Consider the following 18,748-nt stretch of genomic DNA (forward strand, 5'->3'; position numbering starts at 1 on the left):
GCCTTCGCGCTCGGGCAGGCGACCGGCATCCCCGACAGGCCGGCGGTCAGCCTGCCCCAGACCAGCCGGTAGCCGATCTCGGGGAACAGGCACATCGCCAGGAGGAAGTAGACGCCGACCCGCGAAGGCAGATCACGCAACCGCCGCTGCACGGTCCTGGTCTCGGACAAGACCGCGTCGACCAGCTCGAACGGCACGATCGACGTCAGTTCTCCCAGATGTCCGGGAGCGAACCTGCCCGCGGCCACAGTGACCGTACGGGTGATGGCCACCAGCCGAGGCGGCACGACACAATGAGAGGGCAACGGAGCTCCTTACGGGACAAGCTGTCTTGGAGACTGCCTGTACCAACGAGCTCCGTTGCTCCACGTTGGAAACCCGTCAACTCCCTTGCGTGACCTGCGGAAACGCTAACTACCCGGCCTTGGGGGAACTTCAGTGCGTGCGGAAGTACCGCAGGTGGTTGTTGAGCGCCATGCTCGACTCTGCGTGTGCGGATAGCACCTGGTCCAGCCAGCGCAGGGCCTCGGCTGGGCCGTGGCCGACCGGCTGGCGGGTGGTTCGGACGAAGCAGGCGTCCTCGGGGTGGTACCGGATCTGCGCGTACGCGTGGTATCCGCCGCCGGGATGTTCGGACAAGTAACACAGTGGCACGAGCCCCGGGGCGGCGCTGGCACCGACCAGTTCTCGCAGAGCGGCCCCGGCGATGGCGTCGGGGAACAGGGCGCCGCCGTCAACCCGGGCGGACCCGAGCCGAGTGCCGCTCGTACTCAGAGCCTCGACCGGGCACATTCCGAGCGTGTCCCACCGGATGACCACGGTGGTGCTCGGCAAGCAGATCTCTTGTGGGGCCACGCGGACAAGCACGATCAGCTCGTCCGGCCGCTGCGGCGTCGTCTGGTTGAGGAGGTGGATTCCGCCCAGGACTACCCAGGCACCTCGTTCTGTTTTGTTGTCACCGTTCATGACCGGGATGCCTTCCTGAAGCAGACCCAACGGAGGGACACGCACTGCTGACCGCCTCGACGCGACCGGCCACCATGCCCGGCCCACCGCGCCTCAGGGATTCGGTCGAACACGACCAGATGACGTGCGGGCCGCCTGCGCCCCGCGTGCTCGCCGGCCGCATAGGGTGTGGCGAGTGAGTCATGGGGAGATTGGGCAAATGATTCTGAATGAGGCAGTCTCTGACGTCCGCATTGCTGCGCTGGAGTTTCACAGCGCACTGGCCTGGCTGGAAGGGACCCCGGTGGCACACACGCCTCGGACTGCTGTGGAGGTGACCCGTGGCGATCAGTGATTCGGACATCTCGGGTGTCCTTGCTGCTTACCTCAAGCGCTATCCGGAGGAGGCCGAGCAGTTGTCCGAGCCCCAGCGGCTCATGGCTCAAGGTCGAGACTTCAGTTCCCGCCGGAGCTTCCCGATGCACGTGACCGTCGGCGCACTTCTCGTCCGCGATGGCACCGAGATCCTGCTCATCGAACATGTCGCGTACGGGATCACCCTCCAGCCTGGCGGCCACCTCGAGCCGACCGACACCACCCTGATCGACGCGGCAGTACGCGAGTTGACGGAGGAGACCGGCGTCGACCCTAGCCAGGTGTTCCCCGCCTCGCAGGCTCCCGCCTACATCGAATACGGCCGGGTTCCAGCCCGACCCAAGAAGAACGAGCCCGAGCACTATCACCTCGACATCGGGTATGCCTTCACGACAGCCCGCGCCGAGGTCGGGCGCATTCAGGAGTCTGAGGTGACCGGGGCCGGCTGGTACCCAGTGGCCCTGGCCGAGCGCTTGGTCGGTCGCCGCATCGCGCGAGCGATCAGCGCGCCGGCCGGAATCGGCTGACCAGCCCCCTGTGAACGCTTCCGGTCTGCAGTGGCGCCGGATCACCCTGTGCACCGGTCGAGGCTCCGCGATCGTTGGTTGCCTCCTTGCCAAACCGAACGCGGGAGCCTCGATGCGCGCAGCCTGACCCGACGTCTGTCGAACTGTGGTGGCTTGAGTGATCGCACGGGGATCGCGGCACGACGGGCGTACATCTGGACGGTGGCTTTCACCGGTGCCCGCCCTCCTGGCGAGATGTTCGGCCTTCAGCGTGGCTACTCGTCACCCTACTGGCCCGCCTCCGAGCCTGACGACGAACTGCGCGAGGAGGCCGAGCAGCGGTACGAGGCGATGCACGCGATGCGGGTGCAGTATCAGACGTACGTCGCGGACAAACGGCACGTGCTGGCAGCTCCGAAGTACGACTCATGGAGAACGCTGGTGATGCCGCCCTTCCTTCATGAGATGCATGAGGCTCTGCTGGCGTCTCATGAGAAGCCGTGGACGTTTCTGTCTGTCATGGGGAAACCGCTTCTGGGGACGGATTTCGATCGGGACTACTGGTACCCGATCCGGGACGGGGCCGAGAAACGGGACTCCGGGCCGCGGTATGCACGGTGGGCGCGGCCCGTGATACCGGCGGTCTCGGAGATGGCCGGGCAGGACATCTACCGGCTGCGGCACTGGCACAAGGCGAAGCTGGACGAGCCGGGTGACATTCCGCGCGTGGCGGTGGAGGCCCGAATGGGGCATGAGCTTCCGGGTGTGGAGGGTGTGTACAGCGAGGTGACGGTCGCGATGGAGGAGAGAATCGGGGAGTACCTTCAGCGCGTATGGGAGAAAGAAGTAGTGGGTGCGGGGTTGTGGACGCCTCCTTTTCCCATGCCGCTCCCAGATGGCCTGCGCAATGCTGCTCCGTCCCTGTTCAGCGGCCTTCCAGCCTTGGAGTACGAATGATCGTCTGGATCAACGGTGCGTTCAGCGCGGGCAAGACGAGCGCCGCGCGCGAGCTGGTCGATCTGATCCCGAACAGCACCTTCTACGACCCCGAGCTGATCGGCGCGGGGCTGCGGTGTCTGCTGCCCCAGAAGCGGCTTGCCGAGGTGACGGACTTCCAGGACCTGCCGATCTGGCGGCGACTGGTGGTGGACACCGCGGCGGCCCTTCTCGCCGAGATGCCCGGGGTGCTGGTGGTGCCGATGACGCTGCTGCGACAGGAGTATCGCGATGAGATCTTCGGAGGGCTCGCCTCCCGGCGCATTCCGGTGCGCCATGTCCTGCTTTCGCCTGAGGAAACGATCCTGCGCAAACGGATCGCCGACCGGGTGGAGTTCGCCGACGACCCGGAGCACAGCGAACGGATCCGGCAGTGGGCCTACGAACACATCGAGCCCTATCGGACGGCGCTCGGCTGGCTCACCCGGGACGCCCACACCATCGACACCAGCGCGCTCTCCCCGCACGAGACGGCCGAGCACATAGCCGAGGCGGTCCGCACCGGAACGGCCGCCGCATGCGAGATCGTGCAGACCCCCGAGCCGACCGCGGAGACCGTCGCGGCCGGTGTACTGCTCTTCGACGAACACGACCGGGTGCTGCTCGTCGACCCGACGTACAAGCCCGGCTGGGAGTTCCCCGGCGGAGTGGTCGAGGCCGGCGAGGCACCGGCACAGGCCGGGATCCGTGAAGTGGCCGAGGAGATAGGCATCCACCTCGACCGGGTGCCGAAACTCCTCGTAGTCGACTGGGAGGCACCCGAACCACCCGGCTACGGAGGGCTGCGGATGCTCTTCGACGGCGGCCTGCTGCCTCGTGCCGACGCCGAACGGCTACTGCTGCCCGGTTCCGAACTGCGCGGCTGGCGGTTCGTCACCGAGGCGGAGGCGGCCACCATGCTGCCCCCTACCCGGTACGAACGGCTGCGCTGGGCGCTGCGCGCCCGGGAGCGGTCAACCGTGCTCAACCTGGAGGCCGGAGTCCCGGTCGGCTGACGCACGCAGCACCGCGGCGGCGTCGGCGGTGAGCGGATCGCCGTGTCCGAAGCAGACCGTCGCTGGTTCCAGCGCGGCCAGCCGCCGGAACGAGGCCACGGCCCGCGCCCGGTCGATGTTGAAGACGCCCAGCATCACCCGGCCGACCCCGGCCACGCAGTCGCCGGTGAACAGCACACCGTGGTGCGGCAGATGGATCCCGATGGAGCCGGGGGTGTGACCGGGGCAGTGGACCACCCGGGCCCCCGAACCGAAGGCGATCTCGTCGCCATCGGCCAGTTCGCGGTCCACGCGGGTCGGCGGCGCCACAGGAACGGTCAGCGCGTGCTCGTACAACGGGCGCTCCCAGTCCAGCAGGACGGGGTCGGCGATCTCCACCTCGCCGCGGATCGCCGGCGCGTCCAGCCGATGGGCCAGGATCTCGGCGCCGTACCGGTCGGCGAGCTCCTGGGCCGCGCCGTAGTGGTCGCGATGCCCGTGGGTGACGACGATCCGGCCGATGCGGCCCGGGTCCAGGCCGAGGCCGCGCACCGCGTCCTCGATCGCGGACGCGGCATTGATGTCGCCCGCGTCGATCAGAGTCAGGTCCGTGCCGTCGCGCCACAGATACGCCTGGCCGATGGGGAAGCGGAACATGTGCAGTTGGGGAAGTACCTCGACGAGATCCATACGTCGAACGTACGTGGCCCCGTCCGCCCGGCGACCGGATCTACGCTCTGGGCGAGCTTCGCTCAGCGCGTAGACCGGCCACGCGGCCGACCCGGCACCCCGCGGGCCGGCCGGGTGCCGGATGTCCGGATGTCCGAACCGGACATGGATGACGCCAGATCAGACCCGCTTGGAATCGGCGTAGTTCCGCAGGAACAGGGCCTCGGCGAGCGACAGCCGCTCCAGCTCCTCGGGCGACACGCTCTCGTTCACCGCGTGGATCTGCGCCTCCGGCTCGCTCAGGCCGATCAGCAGAATCTCGGCCTCCGGGTAGAGGGCGGCGAGGGTGTTGCAGAGCGGGATCGAGCCGCCCATCCCGGACGTCTGCATCTTCTCGCCGGGGTACGCGGCCTCCATCGCCTGCGCCATCGACGTGTACGCGGGGCTGGAGGTGTCCGCACGGAACGGCTGGCCCTGGCCCACCTGCTCCACCGACACCCGCGCCCCCCAGGGGGCGTGCGCCTTCAGATGGGCGGTCAGCAGCTCCGTCGCCGCGGCGGCGTCCTGGCCCGGCGGCACCCGCAGGCTGATCTGAGCCCGCGCGCTCGCCTGGAGCGAAGGAGTCGCGCCGACCACGGGCGGGCAGTCGATGCCGATGACGGTGACGGCGGGCCGGGCCCAGATCCGGTCGGCGACCGTGCCCGTTCCGATCAGTCCGACACCGTCGAGGACCTTCGCGTCCTTGCGGAATTCGGCCTCCGGGTACTGCAGTCCGTCCCACTCGGCGTCCGTGGCGAGTCCGTCGACGGTCGTGGTGCCGTCCTCGGCGCGCAGCGAGGCCAGCAGCTGGATCATCGCGGCCAGCGCGTCCGGGGCGGCGCCGCCGAACTGGCCGGAATGCAGGTTCCCTTCGAGGGTGTCGAGCGTGACCCGCAGCATCGTCATACCGCGCAGTGTCGCGGTGACCGTCGGCAGTCCGACCCGGAAGTTGCCGGTGTCGCCGATGACGATCGTGTCGGCAGTCAGCAGCTCGGGGTGCGCCTCGGCGTACTGCTCCAGACCCCCGGTGCCCTGCTCCTCGGAACCCTCGGCGATCACCTTGACGGAGACCGGGACGCCGCCGTGCGCCTTGAGTGCGCGCAGGGCGAGGAGGTGCATGATGAAGCCGCCCTTGCAGTCGGCCGCGCCGCGGCCGAACCAGCGGCCGTCACGCTCCGTCAGCTCGAACGGCGGGGAGAGCCAGGCGGACTCGTCGAGCGGCGGCTGCACGTCGTAGTGCGCGTAGAGCAGCACGGTCGGGGCGCCTGCCGGGCCGGGCAGGAAGCCGTACACCGACCGGGTTCCGTCGGGGGTGTCGAGCAGGGCGACATCCTGGAAGTCCTCGGCGCGCAGCGCGTCGGCGACCCAGTCGGCGGCCGCCTCGCACTCGCTCCTCGGGAACTGCGCGGGATCCGCCACCGACTGGAAGGCCACCAGCTCGGCCAGCTCCGCCTTGGCACCGGGCATCAGCGAGGCAATGGTCTCGGAGATCGGACGGGCGGTCATGGGCACGCTCCTCGTGGGTGCGACGTTATGGGTACGTATCCGGGCACATGCGTACCGAGTGAGCGGCGTTGCATGGAGGATGAACGTATGGTCGATCCTCCCACAGAGGGGGCCGGTCCGGGCGCGCCGTAGGATGCCGTGAGCAGCATGGGCCACTGGTGGGATCGGGAGCAGAAGCACATCGTGAGCAGCGAGAACGCAGACGCCGGGCATGAGCACGAAGAGTCGTCCGTGTGGGACGTCGTCGTAGTGGGCGGCGGACCGGCCGGAGCCTCCGCGGCATACGCGGCGGCGGTGGCCGGCCGACGGGTACTGCTCCTGGAAAAGGCGGAGCTGCCCCGCTACAAGACGTGCGGCGGCGGCATCATCGGTTATTCGCGTGATTCGTTGCCGCCCGGATTCGAACTGCCGCTGCGGGACCGGATCCACGCGGTCACGTTCTCGCTCAACGGCAGGCTGGCGCGGACCCGCCGCTCCAAGCGGATGCTCTTCGGGCTCATCAACCGCCCGGAGTTCGACGCGGGGCTGGTCGAAGAGGCCCAGAAGGCGGGCGCCGAACTCCGTACCGGAGCGACGGTGACGAGGGTCGAGCAGCACGGCGCCGCGGTGCCGGACCGGCGCACGGTCGCCGTGGTGCTCTCCGGAGGCGAGACGGTCCTGGCCCGCGCGGTCGTCGGTGCGGACGGCAGCGCGGGGCGGATAGGAGCCCATGTCGGGGTGAAACTCGACCAGGTGGACCTCGGCCTGGAGGCGGAGATCCCGGTTCCGCAGACCGTGGCGGAGGACTGGGCCGGTCGGGTGTTGATCGACTGGGGCCCCATGCCCGGCAGTTACGGCTGGGTGTTCCCCAAGGGGGACACCCTCACTGTCGGTGTGATCTCGGCGCGGGGTGACGGAGCGGGGACCAAGCGGTACTTGGAGGACTTCATCGCCCGGCTCGGTCTGGCCGGCTTCGAGCCGAAGATCTCCTCCGGGCATCTGACGCGCTGTCGCAGTGACGACTCGCCGCTGTCGCGCGGGCGGGTGCTGGTGTGCGGCGACGCGGCGGGGCTGCTGGAGCCGTGGACCCGCGAAGGCATCTCCTTCGCGTTGCGGTCGGGGCGGCTCGCCGGTGAGTGGGCGGTCCGGATCGCGGAGTCGCACGACGCGGTGGATGCCCGGCGCCAGGCGTTGAACTATGCCTTCGCCATCAAGGCGGGCCTGGGTGTCGAGATGGGGGTCGGGCGGCGCATGCTCAAGCTGTTCGAGCGCCGTCCGGGGGTGCTGCACGCGGTGCTGACGGGGTTCCGTCCGGCCTGGAACGCGTTCGCCGGGATCACCCGTGGCACGACCTCCCTGGCCGAACTGGTCCGTACGCACCCGCTGGCGCAGCGGGCCCTGTCCGCGATGGATCGCTAGCCGGCGCTGTGGCCGGAGAGGTTCACCGGCGCCCGGTGCGGTGTGTCGCGAGGCGACGGATCGCCCACGTGCCGGACGCGCTCGGGTGATGCGACGGCGCGGCGAGGTGCCGTGCCGGACACCGCGGGTGGTTGAACCCTCCGGTCACGGCGCCAGGTTGTGACGCCGAGGGCGGGCCGGGCCGCACGGTCAGCCCTCGACGTTGATCCGGAAGACGGGGTGGTCGGGGCAGGCGGCCAGGAGTTCGGTGTCCGTGGACTTCGCGGTGATGCCCTGGAAGTACTGGTTGACCTCCCAGCCCCACCGCTCCAGATAGGCGCGGACGACCCGCGCCTTCTGCTCGTCGTCCGCGATCTCCACGGCCGTGAAGGTGCGGATCCTCCGGCCCACCCTCAGCTCGCCACCACCGGCGACCCGCATGTTGCGCACCCACTGGGAGTGGCCCCGCGCGGAGACCAGATACTGCGCGCCGTCGTAGGTGTGGGTGTTCACCGGGATGCGCTGCAGCTGTCCGCTCCTGCGGCCGCGCACCGAGAGCTCGGCCGAGCCGAGCAGGCTGACACCGTGCCGGGCGAGCCAGCCGATGACGCTGTTCATCCGGACGATGAAGGCGTTGCCCTGCAGATAGTACGGCTGAGACATGGCGACTCCTCCACACATTGAGAGCGGTGCTCTCGCTTGAGAGCAGTGTGCACGGAAGCGGTGCCCCAAATCAAGAGCAGTGCTCTCGTTGTTGGTCGGTGCTCTTCATCCATGACAGACTGAGGACCATGAGTGCTGTCCGAGGAGCCAGGGAACGGGCCCGTATCGAGATCACCGACGCCATCAAGGAGGAGGCGAGGAAGCAGCTCGCGGCCGAGGGTGCCGCGAAGCTGTCGCTGCGCGCGGTCGCACGGGAACTCGGGATGGCGTCCTCCGCGCTCTACCGCTACTTCCCCAGCCGGGACGAACTGCTCACGGCCCTGATCATCGATGCCTACGACTCCGTCGGCGAGAGCGCCGAGGCCGCCCACCGGGCCGCCCGTGCCGACGCCGCCCCCCACCTCGCACGCTGGACGGCGGTCGCCCGCGCCGTACGCGACTGGGCCCTCTCCCACCCCCATGAGTACGCCCTGATCTACGGTTCGCCGGTGCCCGGCTACACCGCGCCGCAGGCGACGATCGGCCCCGCCTCCCGCGTCGGCCTCGTCCTGATCGCCATCGTCGGCGAGGCCTTCGGCGCCGACGGTCTCGCCGTGCCGCCGCTCGCCGACGAACTGCGCACCGAGGCCGAGCGGATGGTCGCCGAGTTCGCCCCCGACCTGCCTCCCGGGGTGGTCGCTCCGCTGATCGCCGCCTGGTCGCAGCTGTTCGGGCTGATCTCCTTCGAGATCTTCGGACAGTTCCACCGGGTGGTGGAGGCCCGGGAGGTCTTCTTCCGGGAAGCCGTCACCGAACTGGCCCGCACGGTCGGTCTGCTCGGCCACCGCAGCGCCTGAGAGCCTGTCGGGCGGCCTTCGATCGGACAGCGGACGCGGTCTGGTGCGTGCGATTCCAAGGCGCCGGGATGTCCTCGGATGGGGTCTCCCCTGCTCGAACGAAGCTGAGAGCTCGGGGATGGGGCTACCAGGGCATTTCGGCAACGCGGGAGGGGGGTCCCCCTGGTCCTCAATGCCTTGGGGGAGTGCGTGCCAGGGCGTGGCCGCCCGATCAGAGGCTGCCCGACAGGCTCTGACGGCTGCTCGTGCACGGTCGCAGCCGGCAGGGCCGGCCGCGACCGTGCACGAGGAGGCCGGGGCCATGCTCCGCCGGGCAGACCCCGCTCGCGCGGTCCGGGCCGTACCGGGACGCGGCGCTCCTCGCCCGCGGCCCGCCCCGTACGACGTACTCCACAGGGAGTACGGGTGATCACCGCGCCCGGCTGACGACCCCGCCACGGCCCGCGGTCTAGCGTGGCGGACATGGAAGAGCAACGCCCACACAGGCTGCACGGCGAGCCTCCGCGATGGCTGACGGAGACGCCGGGACAGTACGCCTCCCGGCTGCCGTGGCCGTCGACGATCGTGCTCGGGGCCGTCGTCATGATCGGTTCGACCGTCGCGGCCCGGGGGCAGATGGACGAGCGGGCGCCGCTGGACGTCTTCGCGCGGCTGCTGCTCTTCCTGGCCGTCGCCGTGCTCCTGCTGCGCCACCGCCACCCCGTGGTGGCCGTCTTCGGGAGTTCGGCCGCCGCGATGGTCTACCTGGCGGCCGGCTATCCGTACGGCCCGGTCTTCCTGGCCGTCGCCGTGGGCTGTTTCAGCGCGGTCGTCGCCGGGCACCGGCGGGCCGCCTGGTCGGCCGTCGCCATGGTGTGGCTGGGGCATGTCCTGGTGGCCCACTGGCTCTACCGGTGGCTGCCGCCCGCCGAGGACCACGTCCCTCCCTGGGGGCAGGAACTGGGCGTCGCCGCCTGGGTGGTGGCCATCATCGCCGCCGCCGAGTTCGTCCGCGTACGCCGTGAGCAGTGGGCGGACCAGCGCGCGGAGCGGGAGGCCGCGGAAAAGCGCCGGGCCGACGAGGAACGGCTGCGGATGGCCCGCGAGCTCCATGACGTCCTGGCCCACAACATCTCCGTGATCAACGTCCAGTCGAGTGTCGGACTCGCGCTGCTGGACTCCGACCCCGAGCAGGCCCGCACCGCCCTCGCCACCATCAAGGCCGCCAGCAAGGAGGCGCTGGGCGAGGTCCGCCAGGTTCTGGACACCCTGCGCACCCCCGGAGACGCCCCAAGGGCCCCGGCCCCCGGACTGGACCGGCTTCCCGAGCTCGTCGAACAGGCGGCGAGCACCGGACTGGCCGTCACCGTCGAGACCGAAGGGGTACGCGGCGCCGTCCCGCCCGGGGCGGATCTCGCCGCCTTCCGGATCGTGCAGGAGGCGCTGACGAATGTGGTCCGGCACTCCGGATCGCGCACCGCGCAGGTCCGGATCGGCTACCAGCCCGGCCGGATCCGGCTCCGGATCGACGACGAGGGGCCCGCCACCGGCAACGACGCCGGAGGGAGCGGCAATGGGCTGGTGGGCATGCGTGAGCGGGCCGCCGCACTCGGTGGCACGATCGAGACGGGGCCCCGGACCGACGGCGGCTTCCGGGTGCGGGCCGAGCTGCCGCTGCCTTCCGACACAGCTGGCGCGGCGGCGCGCAAGGAGGAGACGACGTGATTCGCGTACTGCTCGCCGACGACCAGCTGCTGGTCCGGGCCGGCTTCCGGGCTCTGCTGGACGCCCAGCCCGACATCGAGGTGGCGGGGGAGGCCGCCGATGGCGAGGAAGCGGTGCGCCTGGTACGCGAACTGCGGCCGGACACCGTGCTGATGGACATCCGGATGCCACGTCTCGACGGCCTCGCCGCGACCCGCGCCATCACCGAGGATCCCGAACTGGGTGACGTCAAGGTGGTCATGCTCACCACCTTCGAGCTCGACGAGTACGTCTTCGAGGCGATCCGCTCCGGCGCCTCCGGCTTTCTCGTCAAGGACACCGAACCGGATGAGCTGCTGCGGGCGGTACGCGCCGTGGTCGGGGGCGACGCCCTGCTCTCACCGGGGGTCACCCGCCGTCTGATCGCCGAGTTCGCGGCCCGCTCCAAGGAGCCCGCCGCGGCGACCGGGCTGAGCGAACTCACCGAACGGGAAAGGGAGGTGATGGCACTCGTCGGCATCGGGCTCTCCAACGAGGAGATCGCCAGACGGCTGGTTGTCAGTCCGCTCACCGCCAAGACCCACGTCAGCCGGACGATGGTGAAGCTCGGCGCCCGCGACCGGGCCCAACTCGTGGTGCTCGCTTATGAGTCGGGTCTCGTGCGCCCCGGCTGGCTCGGCTGATCCCGCCCGCTGAGCAGCGTCGGACGCGCGGTGGTCGACAGGGGAAGTCCCCGTCGGCCACCGCGCGTTCCTCCTTGCCGGACGGTCAGTTCCGCACGGACACCTTCCGGGCGGCGGCCGCCTCGACCGCCGCGGCCCGGTCCATTTCGGACGAGGCGACCAGCACGGTGCGCTGCACGGGCCGGCTGCGCCGCAGCCCGGTCAGCGTGATCAGCAGCCCGGCCAGCGCGACCGCGGTCACCACGACCAGACCGGGCCGGTAGCTGTCCAGGACCGCCTGGCGGGATCCGTCTCCGCTGCCGTGCGCCGTGATCACCGCGGTCACGATCGCCAGGAAGATCGCCCCGCCGACCTGGATCGAGGTGTTCAGCAGCCCCGAGACCATGCCCTGTTCGTCGTCGTCCACCCCGTTGGTCGCCTGGATGTTGAGCGAGGGGAAGGTCAGCGCGCACGCCGCGCCGAGCAGCAGCATGGAGGGCAGGATCACCGCCGCGTACGACGGGGTGAGCGTGATTCGCAGAAACAGCGCGTAGCCGATGACGAGGGAGGTGAAGCCGGTAGCGATGACACGCGGGGTGCCGAACCGGTCCACCACATCACCGATCTTCGTCGAGGAGAGGGCGACCAGCACGCCCGCGGGCAGGAAGGCCAGCGCGGTCTGCAGCGCGGACCAGCCGAGCAGCGACTGCATGTACTGGGTGACCAGGAACTGGAAGCCCACGTAACTGCCGAAGAACGCGGCCGCCCCCAGCTGCGCCCTGACCTGGCTGCCGGAGCGCAGCACCCCGAGCCGGATCAGCGGGTTCGCGGTGCGCCGCTCGATGGTGACGAAGACGGTGAGCAGTGCGGCGGCGGCGAGGAACGACAGGAGTGTACGGGCGGAGGTCCAGCCCGCCTCCGGGGCCTGTACGACCGTGAACACCAGCAGCAGCATGGCGGCCGTACCGGTGACGGCGCCCGGCAGGTCGTAGTCGCGATGGGTGTCCTCGCGTTCGCTGTGCGGGATCAGCTTCAGCCCCGCCAGCAGGGCGATCAGCGCGATGGGAGCGGGCAGCAGCATCGTCCACCGCCAGGACAGCTGGGTGAGGAGGCCCGAGAGGACCAGGCCCATGGAGAAGCCGGTGGCGGCGCAGGTGGTGTAGATGGACAGGGCCCGGTTGCGCTGCGGGCCCTCCTTGAACGTCGTGGTGATGATGGAGAGCCCGGCCGGTGCGGTGAAGGCGGCGCTCAGCCCCTTGATGAAGCGGCTGGCGATCAGCAGAGGTCCGGAGTCGACGAATCCGCCGAGCAGCGAGGCGAGGGCGAAGACGCCCAGTGCGATCAGGAAGACCTGGCGCCGGCCCAGCAGGTCGGCCGCACGGCCACCGAGGAGCAGCAGGCCGCCGTAGCCGAGGATGTAGCCGCTGACGACCCACTGCAGGGTCGAGGTGGTCAGCCCCAGATCGTCGGCGATGGACGGCAGTGCGACGCCGACCATGGAGACGTCGAGAGCGTCCAGGAACATCGCGGCGCAGAGCACGAGCAGGGTGCCCCACAGGCGCGGGCTCCAACGCTCGTGGGAATCGGGGACGTTGAGCGGAGAGGTCATGAGCAGCACGGTACATGCACGTGCATTGAATGCAAGTGCATTTAATTCCAATGCAACAATCGGCCGCATCTCTGCTAACGTGCGGTCATGGCAGTGAACAAGTCGGAGCGGGTGCTCGTCGACGAGTGGCGGGACATCCTCGCTCTGCACGCCAGGACGCTCTGTGAGCTCGACCGCGAGCTGCACCGGCACGGCCTCGGTGCCAGCGATTTCGAGGTGCTCGACGTCCTCGCGGAGGGCGCGGCGGAGGATGGCGGCCCCGCCTATCGTGTCCAGGAGTTGGCCGCCCGGGTCCACCTCAGCCAGAGCGCGCTGTCCCGCCTGATCGCACGACTGGAGAAGGACGACCTCGTGTGCCGGGGGATGTGCCGCGAGGACCGGCGGGGTGTCAGGGTCGAGCTGACGGCGAAGGGCCGGGCACGGCACGCGGTGGTCAAGCCGCTGCAGAGGTCGGTGCTCGCCCGGATGCTGGACGGCGCGGGGGGCTGACCGCCTCGCCGCGCGCCGCCCGGGGCCGGGGACTGCCGGACGCCACGTCGCTCCGGCCTGCTGTCAGGACCTGGTGACCCCGGAGTTTTCGCGCCGGATCCGGGCCGGTTCGCGGTCGCCCGTCACGGTGATCGCGGTGAGCGGCAGCCGGTTCCAGAGCATCAGATGGAGCTCACCGGCTGTCGCGCTCAATTCGCAGTCCGCAGAGCCCTCTTCGGGGGCCGCTTCGTGCCGTACGGTCTGCGGCGGTTCCGGTGACAGCCGTACGGTCCACGTGGTGCCCGCGTCGGTGGCCCGTACCCGCAGGGAACGTGGTGTGCGGGTACGTACCCTGTTCTTCGGGCGGCGTGGAATCCACGCAGCAACTCGTCGATTCCGTCCACCGCGTGATCGACTGTCACCGGTGACGGCCGCCCGCCGCGCGCCGACTCCGCGTCCACCCGGGCCGAGCAACTCGGGCCCGTCCAGACCGGTTTCCCCGCCGTCCGGTACGAGGTGTGTCCCTCGACGACGAACGCGGTCGCCCAGCGATGCGTCATCCCTGTGTGCCGGAGCAGATCATGTACCTGCCGGCCCGGACAGGTGGGCACGGGAGCCCCGGTGCCCGCCTCCTGCGCGGCGGTTGCCGGCATCCGTCCCTCGTCGGCCAGGGACTTGATGTGGTCCGTGATCTCCATGGCTTCGATTGGGCCGGCGGTTCGGCCTCCCCGGCGGGGTGGTTTTGACCATCCCGACGGGGAGGCCGGTCTCTCAGGCGTGTGCGGCGTTGCGTGCTCCGTACCCCAGCACGGCAGCCGCGGTGGCCAGTAGCGCCACCGTGGTGAGGGCCGCCGGGAGGGAGGCCCAGTCCGCCAGGAAGCCGATCGCGGGCGGTCCGAGCAGCATCCCTCCGTAGCCGAGCGTCGACGCGGCGGCCACACCGCCCGGCCCGGCCAGCTCGCCGGCCCGGCCGACCGCGACAGGAAAGATATTGGCCAGACCGAGACCGGTGACGGCGAAACCGAGGAGCGCCGGCCAGACGCTCGGGGCCAGCGCGCCGAGCAGCATTCCGACGGCGGCCGTGGTACCGCCCACGACCAGGGTCCGGGTCTGGCCGAGCCGTTCGAGCAGCGCTGTGCCGCTGAGCCGGCCAGCCGTCATGGCCAGCGAGAACAGGGAGTACCCGGCGGCGGCGGTGCCCGGCCGGGCGTGCAGGTCCTGTTCCAGATGGAGGGCGCCCCAGTCGGCCAGCGTGCCCTCGCCGTAGGCGGTGCAGAGCGCGATCACGCCGAAGAGGAGCACCAGGCGGCGGGCCCGCCCGTCCAGCCGTCGTGGCTTTCGCGCACCGTCGGTGGCGGGAGCGGATTTCGGTGCCGGGTGACGCAGCAGCACCGGTCCGACCGCCGCGGTGACGAGGAGTCCGACCCCGGTGAGAGCGAAGAGGTGCGCGGCGGGGGAGAGGTCGCCCGCGACCAGTGCGCCGAGCCCGGCACCGACCATTCCGCCGAGGCTGAACGCGGCGTGGAAGCTCGGCATCACCGGGCGTCGCAGCGCGGCCACCAGATCGACCGCCGCGCTGTTCATCGCCACGTTCACCCCGCCGTACGCGGCCCCGAAGACCAGCAGCACCGAGCCGAGCGCGAGGGCCGAATGCGTCTGTGCGGGCAGGGCGATGCTCAGGGAGAGAAGGACGCCGCAGACCACGGTGACCGGGTGGCTGCCGAAGCGGCGGCACAGTCGGCCGGTGAGCATCATGGTCACCACGGCCCCGGCGGATACGCCGAGCAGAGCGAGCCCCAGGGTGGAGGCCGAAGCACCGGTCTGGTGCTTGATCGCCGGGATACGGACCACCCAGCCGGCGAAGAGGAAGCCGTCGAGGGCGAAGAACACGGTCAGCGCGGTACGGAGGCGGGTCGTCGAAGGTGGGGCGGTGTCTCCGCCCGGTCCCCCCGGCAGGGCCGTCCGCAGTTTGTTTAGTTGCGGCACAAACGCAGCATAAAGGCGTCCGGACGACGGGCGCAAGACGGCCGCCCGCGGCGGCCGCAGGGGGCACAACTGAGCCACCGGGGCGTGGGCGGCACCTCCGGATCATGGGAGACTCGCCCCCATGAACGGCAAGGTGACCACCACCCGGACAAAATTGGAGAGGGGCCGCAGCGCGCTCGGACCCGCGCTGGAACTGGTCCACACCGGACGCGCACCCACCCGCGCCGTCCTCACCTCCGAACTCGGCGTCACCCGGGCGACGGCCGGCGCCGTCGCCGCGGAACTGGAGGCGCTCGGCCTGATCCGGGTCGACTCCCGGCCCGGCTCCGCCGCCGGATCACAGGGTCGCCCCTCGCACCGGCTGGCCATCCGTGAGTCCGGGCCCGTCGCGATCGCCGCGCAGGTACACGCCGACGGGTACCGGGCCGCGCTCGTCGGGCTCGGCGGACGGCTCGTCGCCACCGCCCCCGGCTGTGTCGCCGTCACGGCCGACCCGGCGCAGGTCATCGGCGAAGTGGTCGACGACTGTGCCCGGCTGCTGCGGGACAGCGGGCTGCGCTGCGTCGGGGCGGGCCTCGCGGTGCCGTCCGCGGTCGCCGAGCCGGAGGGCACCGCGCTCAACCCGCTGCACATCGCCTGGCCCGCAGGGGCGCCGGTGCGTGAGATCTTCGCCGCCTGCGTGCGGGAAGCGGGCATCCCCGGACCCGCGTTCACCGGGAACGACGTCAATCTCGCCGCGCTCGCCGAACACCGGCACGGTGCCGGGCGTGGTGCCCAGCATCTGCTCTGTGTGGCCACCGGACACCGGGGCGTGGGCGGTGCTCTGGTCCTGGACGGCCGTCTGCACACCGGGAGTTCGGGACTCGCGCTGGAGGTCGGGCATCTCACGGTGAACCCGGAGGGCCGCCCGTGCCACTGCGGCGGCCGGGGCTGCCTGGACGTCGAGACCGACCCGCTGGCCTTCCTCGTCGCCGCCCGCCGGGAGCCCGGTCCGGAGGAGTCGCTGCTCAAGCAGGCCGGTGATCTGCTGCGCACGGAGTACGAGGACGCGGCGGTGCGGGGCGCGGCCGAGGAACTGATCGACCGGCTCGGCCTCGGGCTCGCCGGTCTGGTCAACATCCTCAACCCCGACCGCATCATCCTCGGCGGACTGCACCGGGCTCTGCTCGACGCGGATCCGGAACGGCTGCGCGCCGTGGTGGCCGACCGCAGTCTGTGGGGGCGCAGCGGCAGTGTGCCGATCCTGCCGTGCACGCTCGACCACAACAGCCTGGTGGGCGCGGCGGAACTGGCCTGGCAGCCGGTCCTGGACGATCCGCTGGCCGCGCTCGCGTGACGGGGGCGGCAGGGCCCGCGTGACGGCGTGCGGGACGGCCGCGCCGTCGTCAGCCCTCGGACGGGCCCGAAGGCGTCCTCCACGCGAAGGCCCGTGCCGCGTCGCCCATCAGGATTCCGTCCAACGCCTGTTTCCCCAGGGTCTGTTCGAGGCAAGAGCGCAGCAGATGCGGCAGGCCCGGGGTTCCGGGCGCCGTTGTGTCTCCGCCCGGGAGCAACTGCCCGCCGAAGCCCGCGTCGACGAGGGCGGTCAGCTGCTCGGACCGTCGCCGGTCCGTCGCGCGATGGGCCGTCGCATACCAGAATCGCTTCCGTGCGCGCCGCGTCACCCGGTACGGCCCCGTCCGGTGACCGGCCCGCATGGCCGAGGACCACCCGCTGCGGCGCGACGGTCGACTTCCCGCAGAGCAGGTCCAGTACGTCGAGTGCGGCCGCTTTTGGCTCCAGGTGGACGGCGAGCGGCGCACCGGTGCGGTGATGGGCCTCCGCTGCCGCCGTCATCGTGAACCGGGCGTGTGCATCGAGGCCGTGAATGGCGCCGACGGTCCTGGCTCGCGCCCGCCGGCCGGCACCCGCGGGCCGGTCGCCGAGGAGGTGGCGGCGACCACATGGCCGCGCTCCCGCAGAAGCTCCTGGGTGGCTTCGATCAGTCGTTGCGGAGCACTCATGGAGCGACTGCACGAACCAGTAGGTACAGGATCCGGCGATCTCCGGTCGACCGACGGGAGCAGCCGCGGATCCACCGCGTACTCCCGAGGTGGTACGCCCACGGCCGCTGGCCGTACGACGACTCGGACCCGCTCTCGGGGCCAGGCTCTTCAGGGTCAGGAAAACCTGAACGCGACCCCCGAACCTAGGGAGACGACCGAGATGAACACCCTGGCGTACACCGGTGGACCCGGGCCCTGGATCCTGCTCTTTCCGCTCTTCTGGGCGGCCGTCGTCGTCGGCGGCATCACTCTCCTGCGCCGCAGGTCCGGCACGGCCGCCGAGGCCCCTGGCAGGCCCGTGCCGTCCAGGAAGGCCCCGCCGAACCGTCCCCGATCACCCTGCTCGGCCGCCGCTTCGCGGCCGGAGAGATCGAGGAGGACGAGTACTGGCGCAGGATCTCCGTCCTCGACGAACAGTTCGGCCGCGGCAGCAAGGGAGGACCGGCATGACCACCACCGTCCCCACCTCTGAGTCCGCCCCCACCGCCGACGTCGCCGCCCGGGTCGTCGACGCCGTGAAGCTCTACGGCAACGGCGACACCCGGGTCAGGGCCCTGGACGGGGTGAGCGTCGACTTCCCGGCGGGCCGCTTCACCGCCATCATGGGCCCCTCCGGCTCCGGCAAATCCACCCTGATGCACTGCGCGGCCGGACTCGACACCCTCACCTCAGGCTCCGCCTTCATCGGCGACACCGACCTCAGCACCCTCGACGACCGCAGGCTCACCCTGCTGCGCCGCCGGCGCATCGGTTTCGTCTTCCAGTCCTTCAACCTCCTGCCGGCGCTCACCGTCGCCGAGAACATCACCCTCCCCCTGGATCTCGCGGGGGAGCGGCCCGACCCGGAGTGGCTCGACGCGCTCGTCGACACCGTCGGACTACGGGACCGGCTTCACCATCGACCCGGTGAACTGTCCGGCGGACAGCAGCAACGCGTGGCGGTCGCACGGGCCTTCGCGGGCAGTCCCGACGTCGTCTTCGCCGACGAACCGACCGGCAACCTCGACTCCCGCTCGGGCCAGGAGGTGCTCCGGCTGCTCGGCCGCACCGTTCGGCAGACCGCCCGCACGGTCGTCATGGTGACCCATGACCCGGTCGCCGCGGCCCATGCCGACGAGGTCGTCTTCCTCGCCGACGGCAGGCTCGTCGACCGGATGCCCGACCCTACGGCGGAGCGCGTGCTCGACCGGTTCAAGTCCTTCGCCCCACCCCACGCACAGGCGGTGACGACATGACCGCCCGGACCTCCGTACGCCTGAGCGTCTCCTCGCTCCGCGCCCACAAGCGCCGGTTCGCCGGCACATTCGTCGCCGTCCTGCTAGTGTCCTGCGCCAGGAATTCGATCAAGATATGCGGCGAGGCGTTCGAGGATCTCGTCGGCGCTCTTCGTCCAGGCGAAGGGGCGGGGG

19 protein-coding genes and 2 pseudogenes are annotated in these 18,748 nt (G+C 70.7%); 11 read left to right on the top strand and 10 right to left on the bottom strand.

Features of this window, described 5'->3' with window-relative positions; all coding sequences use genetic code 11:
• On the bottom strand, nucleotides 1–275 hold a 275-nt coding region (locus ABZ826_RS36440; RefSeq protein WP_361458508.1), incomplete at its 3' end, for a transposase domain-containing protein.
• A 160-nt stretch (nucleotides 276–435) separates the two neighbouring features.
• On the bottom strand, nucleotides 436–966 hold the full coding sequence (locus ABZ826_RS36445; protein ID WP_361458474.1) for a hypothetical protein: 531 nt from the start codon (nucleotides 964–966) through the stop codon (nucleotides 436–438).
• A gap of 320 nt (nucleotides 967–1,286) precedes the next feature.
• Here ABZ826_RS36445 and ABZ826_RS36450 point away from each other — a divergent pair, with 320 nt between their 5' ends.
• From ABZ826_RS36450 to ABZ826_RS36460, 3 genes are all read left to right on the top strand, one after another.
• Nucleotides 1,287–1,847 carry an NUDIX domain-containing protein gene (locus tag ABZ826_RS36450; RefSeq protein WP_361458476.1) on the top strand — a complete coding sequence of 187 codons (561 nt, stop codon included), beginning with the start codon at nucleotides 1,287–1,289 and terminating at the stop codon, nucleotides 1,845–1,847.
• Nucleotides 1,848–2,000: 153 nt separating this feature from the next.
• The gene (locus tag ABZ826_RS36455; RefSeq protein WP_361458478.1) at nucleotides 2,001–2,783 is read left to right on the top strand and encodes a hypothetical protein; all 783 of its coding nucleotides are present in this window, start codon (nucleotides 2,001–2,003) and stop codon (nucleotides 2,781–2,783) included.
• Complete coding sequence (locus ABZ826_RS36460) at nucleotides 2,780–3,817, top strand: NUDIX domain-containing protein (RefSeq protein ID WP_361458480.1); 1,038 nt, start codon at nucleotides 2,780–2,782, stop codon at nucleotides 3,815–3,817. The genes ABZ826_RS36455 and ABZ826_RS36460 overlap by 4 nt, the downstream gene beginning before the upstream one ends.
• On the opposite strand, the gene ABZ826_RS36465 is transcribed toward ABZ826_RS36460, so the two are convergent.
• Nucleotides 3,776–4,486: an MBL fold metallo-hydrolase gene (locus ABZ826_RS36465; RefSeq protein ID WP_361458482.1), complete on the bottom strand. Its 711-nt coding sequence runs from the start codon at nucleotides 4,484–4,486 to the stop codon at nucleotides 3,776–3,778. The genes ABZ826_RS36460 and ABZ826_RS36465 overlap by 42 nt on opposite strands.
• A gap of 159 nt (nucleotides 4,487–4,645) precedes the next feature.
• Entirely contained in the window at nucleotides 4,646–6,010 is a 1,365-nt protein-coding gene (locus tag ABZ826_RS36470; protein WP_361458484.1) for a dipeptidase, read from the bottom strand.
• 147 nt (nucleotides 6,011–6,157) lie between these two features.
• Here ABZ826_RS36470 and ABZ826_RS36475 point away from each other — a divergent pair, with 147 nt between their 5' ends.
• Nucleotides 6,158–7,408 (top strand): geranylgeranyl reductase family protein, encoded by a 1,251-nt coding sequence (locus ABZ826_RS36475; protein ID WP_361458509.1) that lies wholly within the window; start codon nucleotides 6,158–6,160, stop codon nucleotides 7,406–7,408.
• 189 nt (nucleotides 7,409–7,597) lie between these two features.
• Here ABZ826_RS36475 and ABZ826_RS36480 read toward each other — a convergent pair whose 3' ends face one another.
• The gene (locus tag ABZ826_RS36480) at nucleotides 7,598–8,050 is read right to left on the bottom strand and encodes a nitroreductase family deazaflavin-dependent oxidoreductase (protein ID WP_361458486.1); all 453 of its coding nucleotides are present in this window, start codon (nucleotides 8,048–8,050) and stop codon (nucleotides 7,598–7,600) included.
• A 128-nt stretch (nucleotides 8,051–8,178) separates the two neighbouring features.
• On the opposite strand from ABZ826_RS36480, the gene ABZ826_RS36485 reads away from it, so the two are divergent.
• The 3 genes from ABZ826_RS36485 to ABZ826_RS36495 all read left to right on the top strand — a co-directional run bounded on the left by ABZ826_RS36485 (nucleotide 8,179) and on the right by ABZ826_RS36495 (nucleotide 11,252).
• Nucleotides 8,179–8,886 (top strand): TetR/AcrR family transcriptional regulator, encoded by a 708-nt coding sequence (locus ABZ826_RS36485; RefSeq protein ID WP_361458488.1) that lies wholly within the window; start codon nucleotides 8,179–8,181, stop codon nucleotides 8,884–8,886.
• A 462-nt stretch (nucleotides 8,887–9,348) separates the two neighbouring features.
• A complete protein-coding gene (locus ABZ826_RS36490) occupies nucleotides 9,349–10,590 on the top strand; it encodes a sensor histidine kinase (protein WP_361458490.1) in 1,242 nt (413 codons plus the stop codon).
• Nucleotides 10,587–11,252, top strand: coding sequence for a response regulator transcription factor (locus tag ABZ826_RS36495; RefSeq protein WP_361458492.1), 666 nt, complete (start codon nucleotides 10,587–10,589; stop codon nucleotides 11,250–11,252). Before ABZ826_RS36490 ends, ABZ826_RS36495 begins: the two co-directional genes overlap by 4 nt.
• 85 nt (nucleotides 11,253–11,337) lie before the next feature.
• On the opposite strand, the gene ABZ826_RS36500 is transcribed toward ABZ826_RS36495, so the two are convergent.
• A complete protein-coding gene (locus tag ABZ826_RS36500) occupies nucleotides 11,338–12,840 on the bottom strand; it encodes an MFS transporter (RefSeq protein WP_361458494.1) in 1,503 nt (500 codons plus the stop codon).
• A gap of 87 nt (nucleotides 12,841–12,927) precedes the next feature.
• Here ABZ826_RS36500 and ABZ826_RS36505 point away from each other — a divergent pair, with 87 nt between their 5' ends.
• Nucleotides 12,928–13,329: a MarR family transcriptional regulator gene (locus ABZ826_RS36505; protein ID WP_361458496.1), complete on the top strand. Its 402-nt coding sequence runs from the start codon at nucleotides 12,928–12,930 to the stop codon at nucleotides 13,327–13,329.
• 63 nt (nucleotides 13,330–13,392) lie between these two features.
• Here ABZ826_RS36505 and ABZ826_RS36510 read toward each other — a convergent pair.
• Nucleotides 13,393–14,006, bottom strand: a pseudogene (locus ABZ826_RS36510) (maleylpyruvate isomerase N-terminal domain-containing protein).
• Nucleotides 14,007–14,079: 73 nt separating this feature from the next.
• Nucleotides 14,080–15,294: an MFS transporter gene (locus ABZ826_RS36515; protein ID WP_361458498.1), complete on the bottom strand. Its 1,215-nt coding sequence runs from the start codon at nucleotides 15,292–15,294 to the stop codon at nucleotides 14,080–14,082.
• A 121-nt stretch (nucleotides 15,295–15,415) separates the two neighbouring features.
• Here ABZ826_RS36515 and ABZ826_RS36520 point away from each other — a divergent pair, with 121 nt between their 5' ends.
• Nucleotides 15,416–16,630, top strand: coding sequence for an ROK family protein (locus ABZ826_RS36520; protein WP_361458500.1), 1,215 nt, complete (start codon nucleotides 15,416–15,418; stop codon nucleotides 16,628–16,630).
• Between the two features lie 49 nt (nucleotides 16,631–16,679).
• On the opposite strand, the gene ABZ826_RS36525 is transcribed toward ABZ826_RS36520, so the two are convergent.
• Complete coding sequence (locus ABZ826_RS36525) at nucleotides 16,680–16,958, bottom strand: hypothetical protein (protein WP_361458502.1); 279 nt, start codon at nucleotides 16,956–16,958, stop codon at nucleotides 16,680–16,682.
• Nucleotides 16,959–17,126: 168 nt separating this feature from the next.
• The gene (locus ABZ826_RS36530; protein WP_361458504.1) at nucleotides 17,127–17,297 is read right to left on the bottom strand and encodes a hypothetical protein; all 171 of its coding nucleotides are present in this window, start codon (nucleotides 17,295–17,297) and stop codon (nucleotides 17,127–17,129) included.
• 202 nt (nucleotides 17,298–17,499) lie between these two features.
• Here ABZ826_RS36530 and ABZ826_RS36535 point away from each other — a divergent pair.
• Together ABZ826_RS36535 and ABZ826_RS36540 are read left to right on the top strand one after the other, a co-directional pair.
• Nucleotides 17,500–17,789, top strand: a pseudogene (locus tag ABZ826_RS36535) (SHOCT domain-containing protein).
• Nucleotides 17,786–18,574 carry an ABC transporter ATP-binding protein gene (locus ABZ826_RS36540; RefSeq protein WP_361458506.1) on the top strand — a complete coding sequence of 263 codons (789 nt, stop codon included), beginning with the start codon at nucleotides 17,786–17,788 and terminating at the stop codon, nucleotides 18,572–18,574. Before ABZ826_RS36535 ends, ABZ826_RS36540 begins: the two are co-directional and overlap by 4 nt.
• Nucleotides 18,575–18,748: the final 174 nt, after the last annotated feature.

The sequence above is a fragment of the Streptomyces sp. NPDC047515 genome (assembly GCF_040643055.1).
In the GTDB taxonomy this organism is placed as follows: Bacteria; Actinomycetota; Actinomycetes; order Streptomycetales; family Streptomycetaceae; genus Streptomyces.

What these genes read in the sequence shown, in the direction of transcription:
- ABZ826_RS36445 (WP_361458474.1), bottom strand. Translation starts at nt 966, where the DNA reads ATGAACGGTGACAACAAAACAGAACGAGGTGCCTGGGTAGTCCTGGGC.
- ABZ826_RS36460 (WP_361458480.1), top strand. Translation starts at nt 2,780, where the DNA reads ATGATCGTCTGGATCAACGGTGCGTTCAGCGCGGGCAAGACGAGCGCC.
- ABZ826_RS36465 (WP_361458482.1), bottom strand. Translation starts at nt 4,486, where the DNA reads ATGGATCTCGTCGAGGTACTTCCCCAACTGCACATGTTCCGCTTCCCC.
- ABZ826_RS36470 (WP_361458484.1), bottom strand. Translation starts at nt 6,010, where the DNA reads ATGACCGCCCGTCCGATCTCCGAGACCATTGCCTCGCTGATGCCCGGT.
- ABZ826_RS36475 (WP_361458509.1), top strand. Translation starts at nt 6,158, where the DNA reads ATGGGCCACTGGTGGGATCGGGAGCAGAAGCACATCGTGAGCAGCGAG.
- ABZ826_RS36480 (WP_361458486.1), bottom strand. Translation starts at nt 8,050, where the DNA reads ATGTCTCAGCCGTACTATCTGCAGGGCAACGCCTTCATCGTCCGGATG.
- ABZ826_RS36485 (WP_361458488.1), top strand. Translation starts at nt 8,179, where the DNA reads ATGAGTGCTGTCCGAGGAGCCAGGGAACGGGCCCGTATCGAGATCACC.
- ABZ826_RS36490 (WP_361458490.1), top strand. Translation starts at nt 9,349, where the DNA reads ATGGAAGAGCAACGCCCACACAGGCTGCACGGCGAGCCTCCGCGATGG.
- ABZ826_RS36500 (WP_361458494.1), bottom strand. Translation starts at nt 12,840, where the DNA reads ATGACCTCTCCGCTCAACGTCCCCGATTCCCACGAGCGTTGGAGCCCG.
- ABZ826_RS36505 (WP_361458496.1), top strand. Translation starts at nt 12,928, where the DNA reads ATGGCAGTGAACAAGTCGGAGCGGGTGCTCGTCGACGAGTGGCGGGAC.
- ABZ826_RS36520 (WP_361458500.1), top strand. Translation starts at nt 15,416, where the DNA reads ATGAACGGCAAGGTGACCACCACCCGGACAAAATTGGAGAGGGGCCGC.
- ABZ826_RS36530 (WP_361458504.1), bottom strand. Translation starts at nt 17,297, where the DNA reads ATGAGTGCTCCGCAACGACTGATCGAAGCCACCCAGGAGCTTCTGCGG.
- ABZ826_RS36540 (WP_361458506.1), top strand. Translation starts at nt 17,786, where the DNA reads ATGACCACCACCGTCCCCACCTCTGAGTCCGCCCCCACCGCCGACGTC.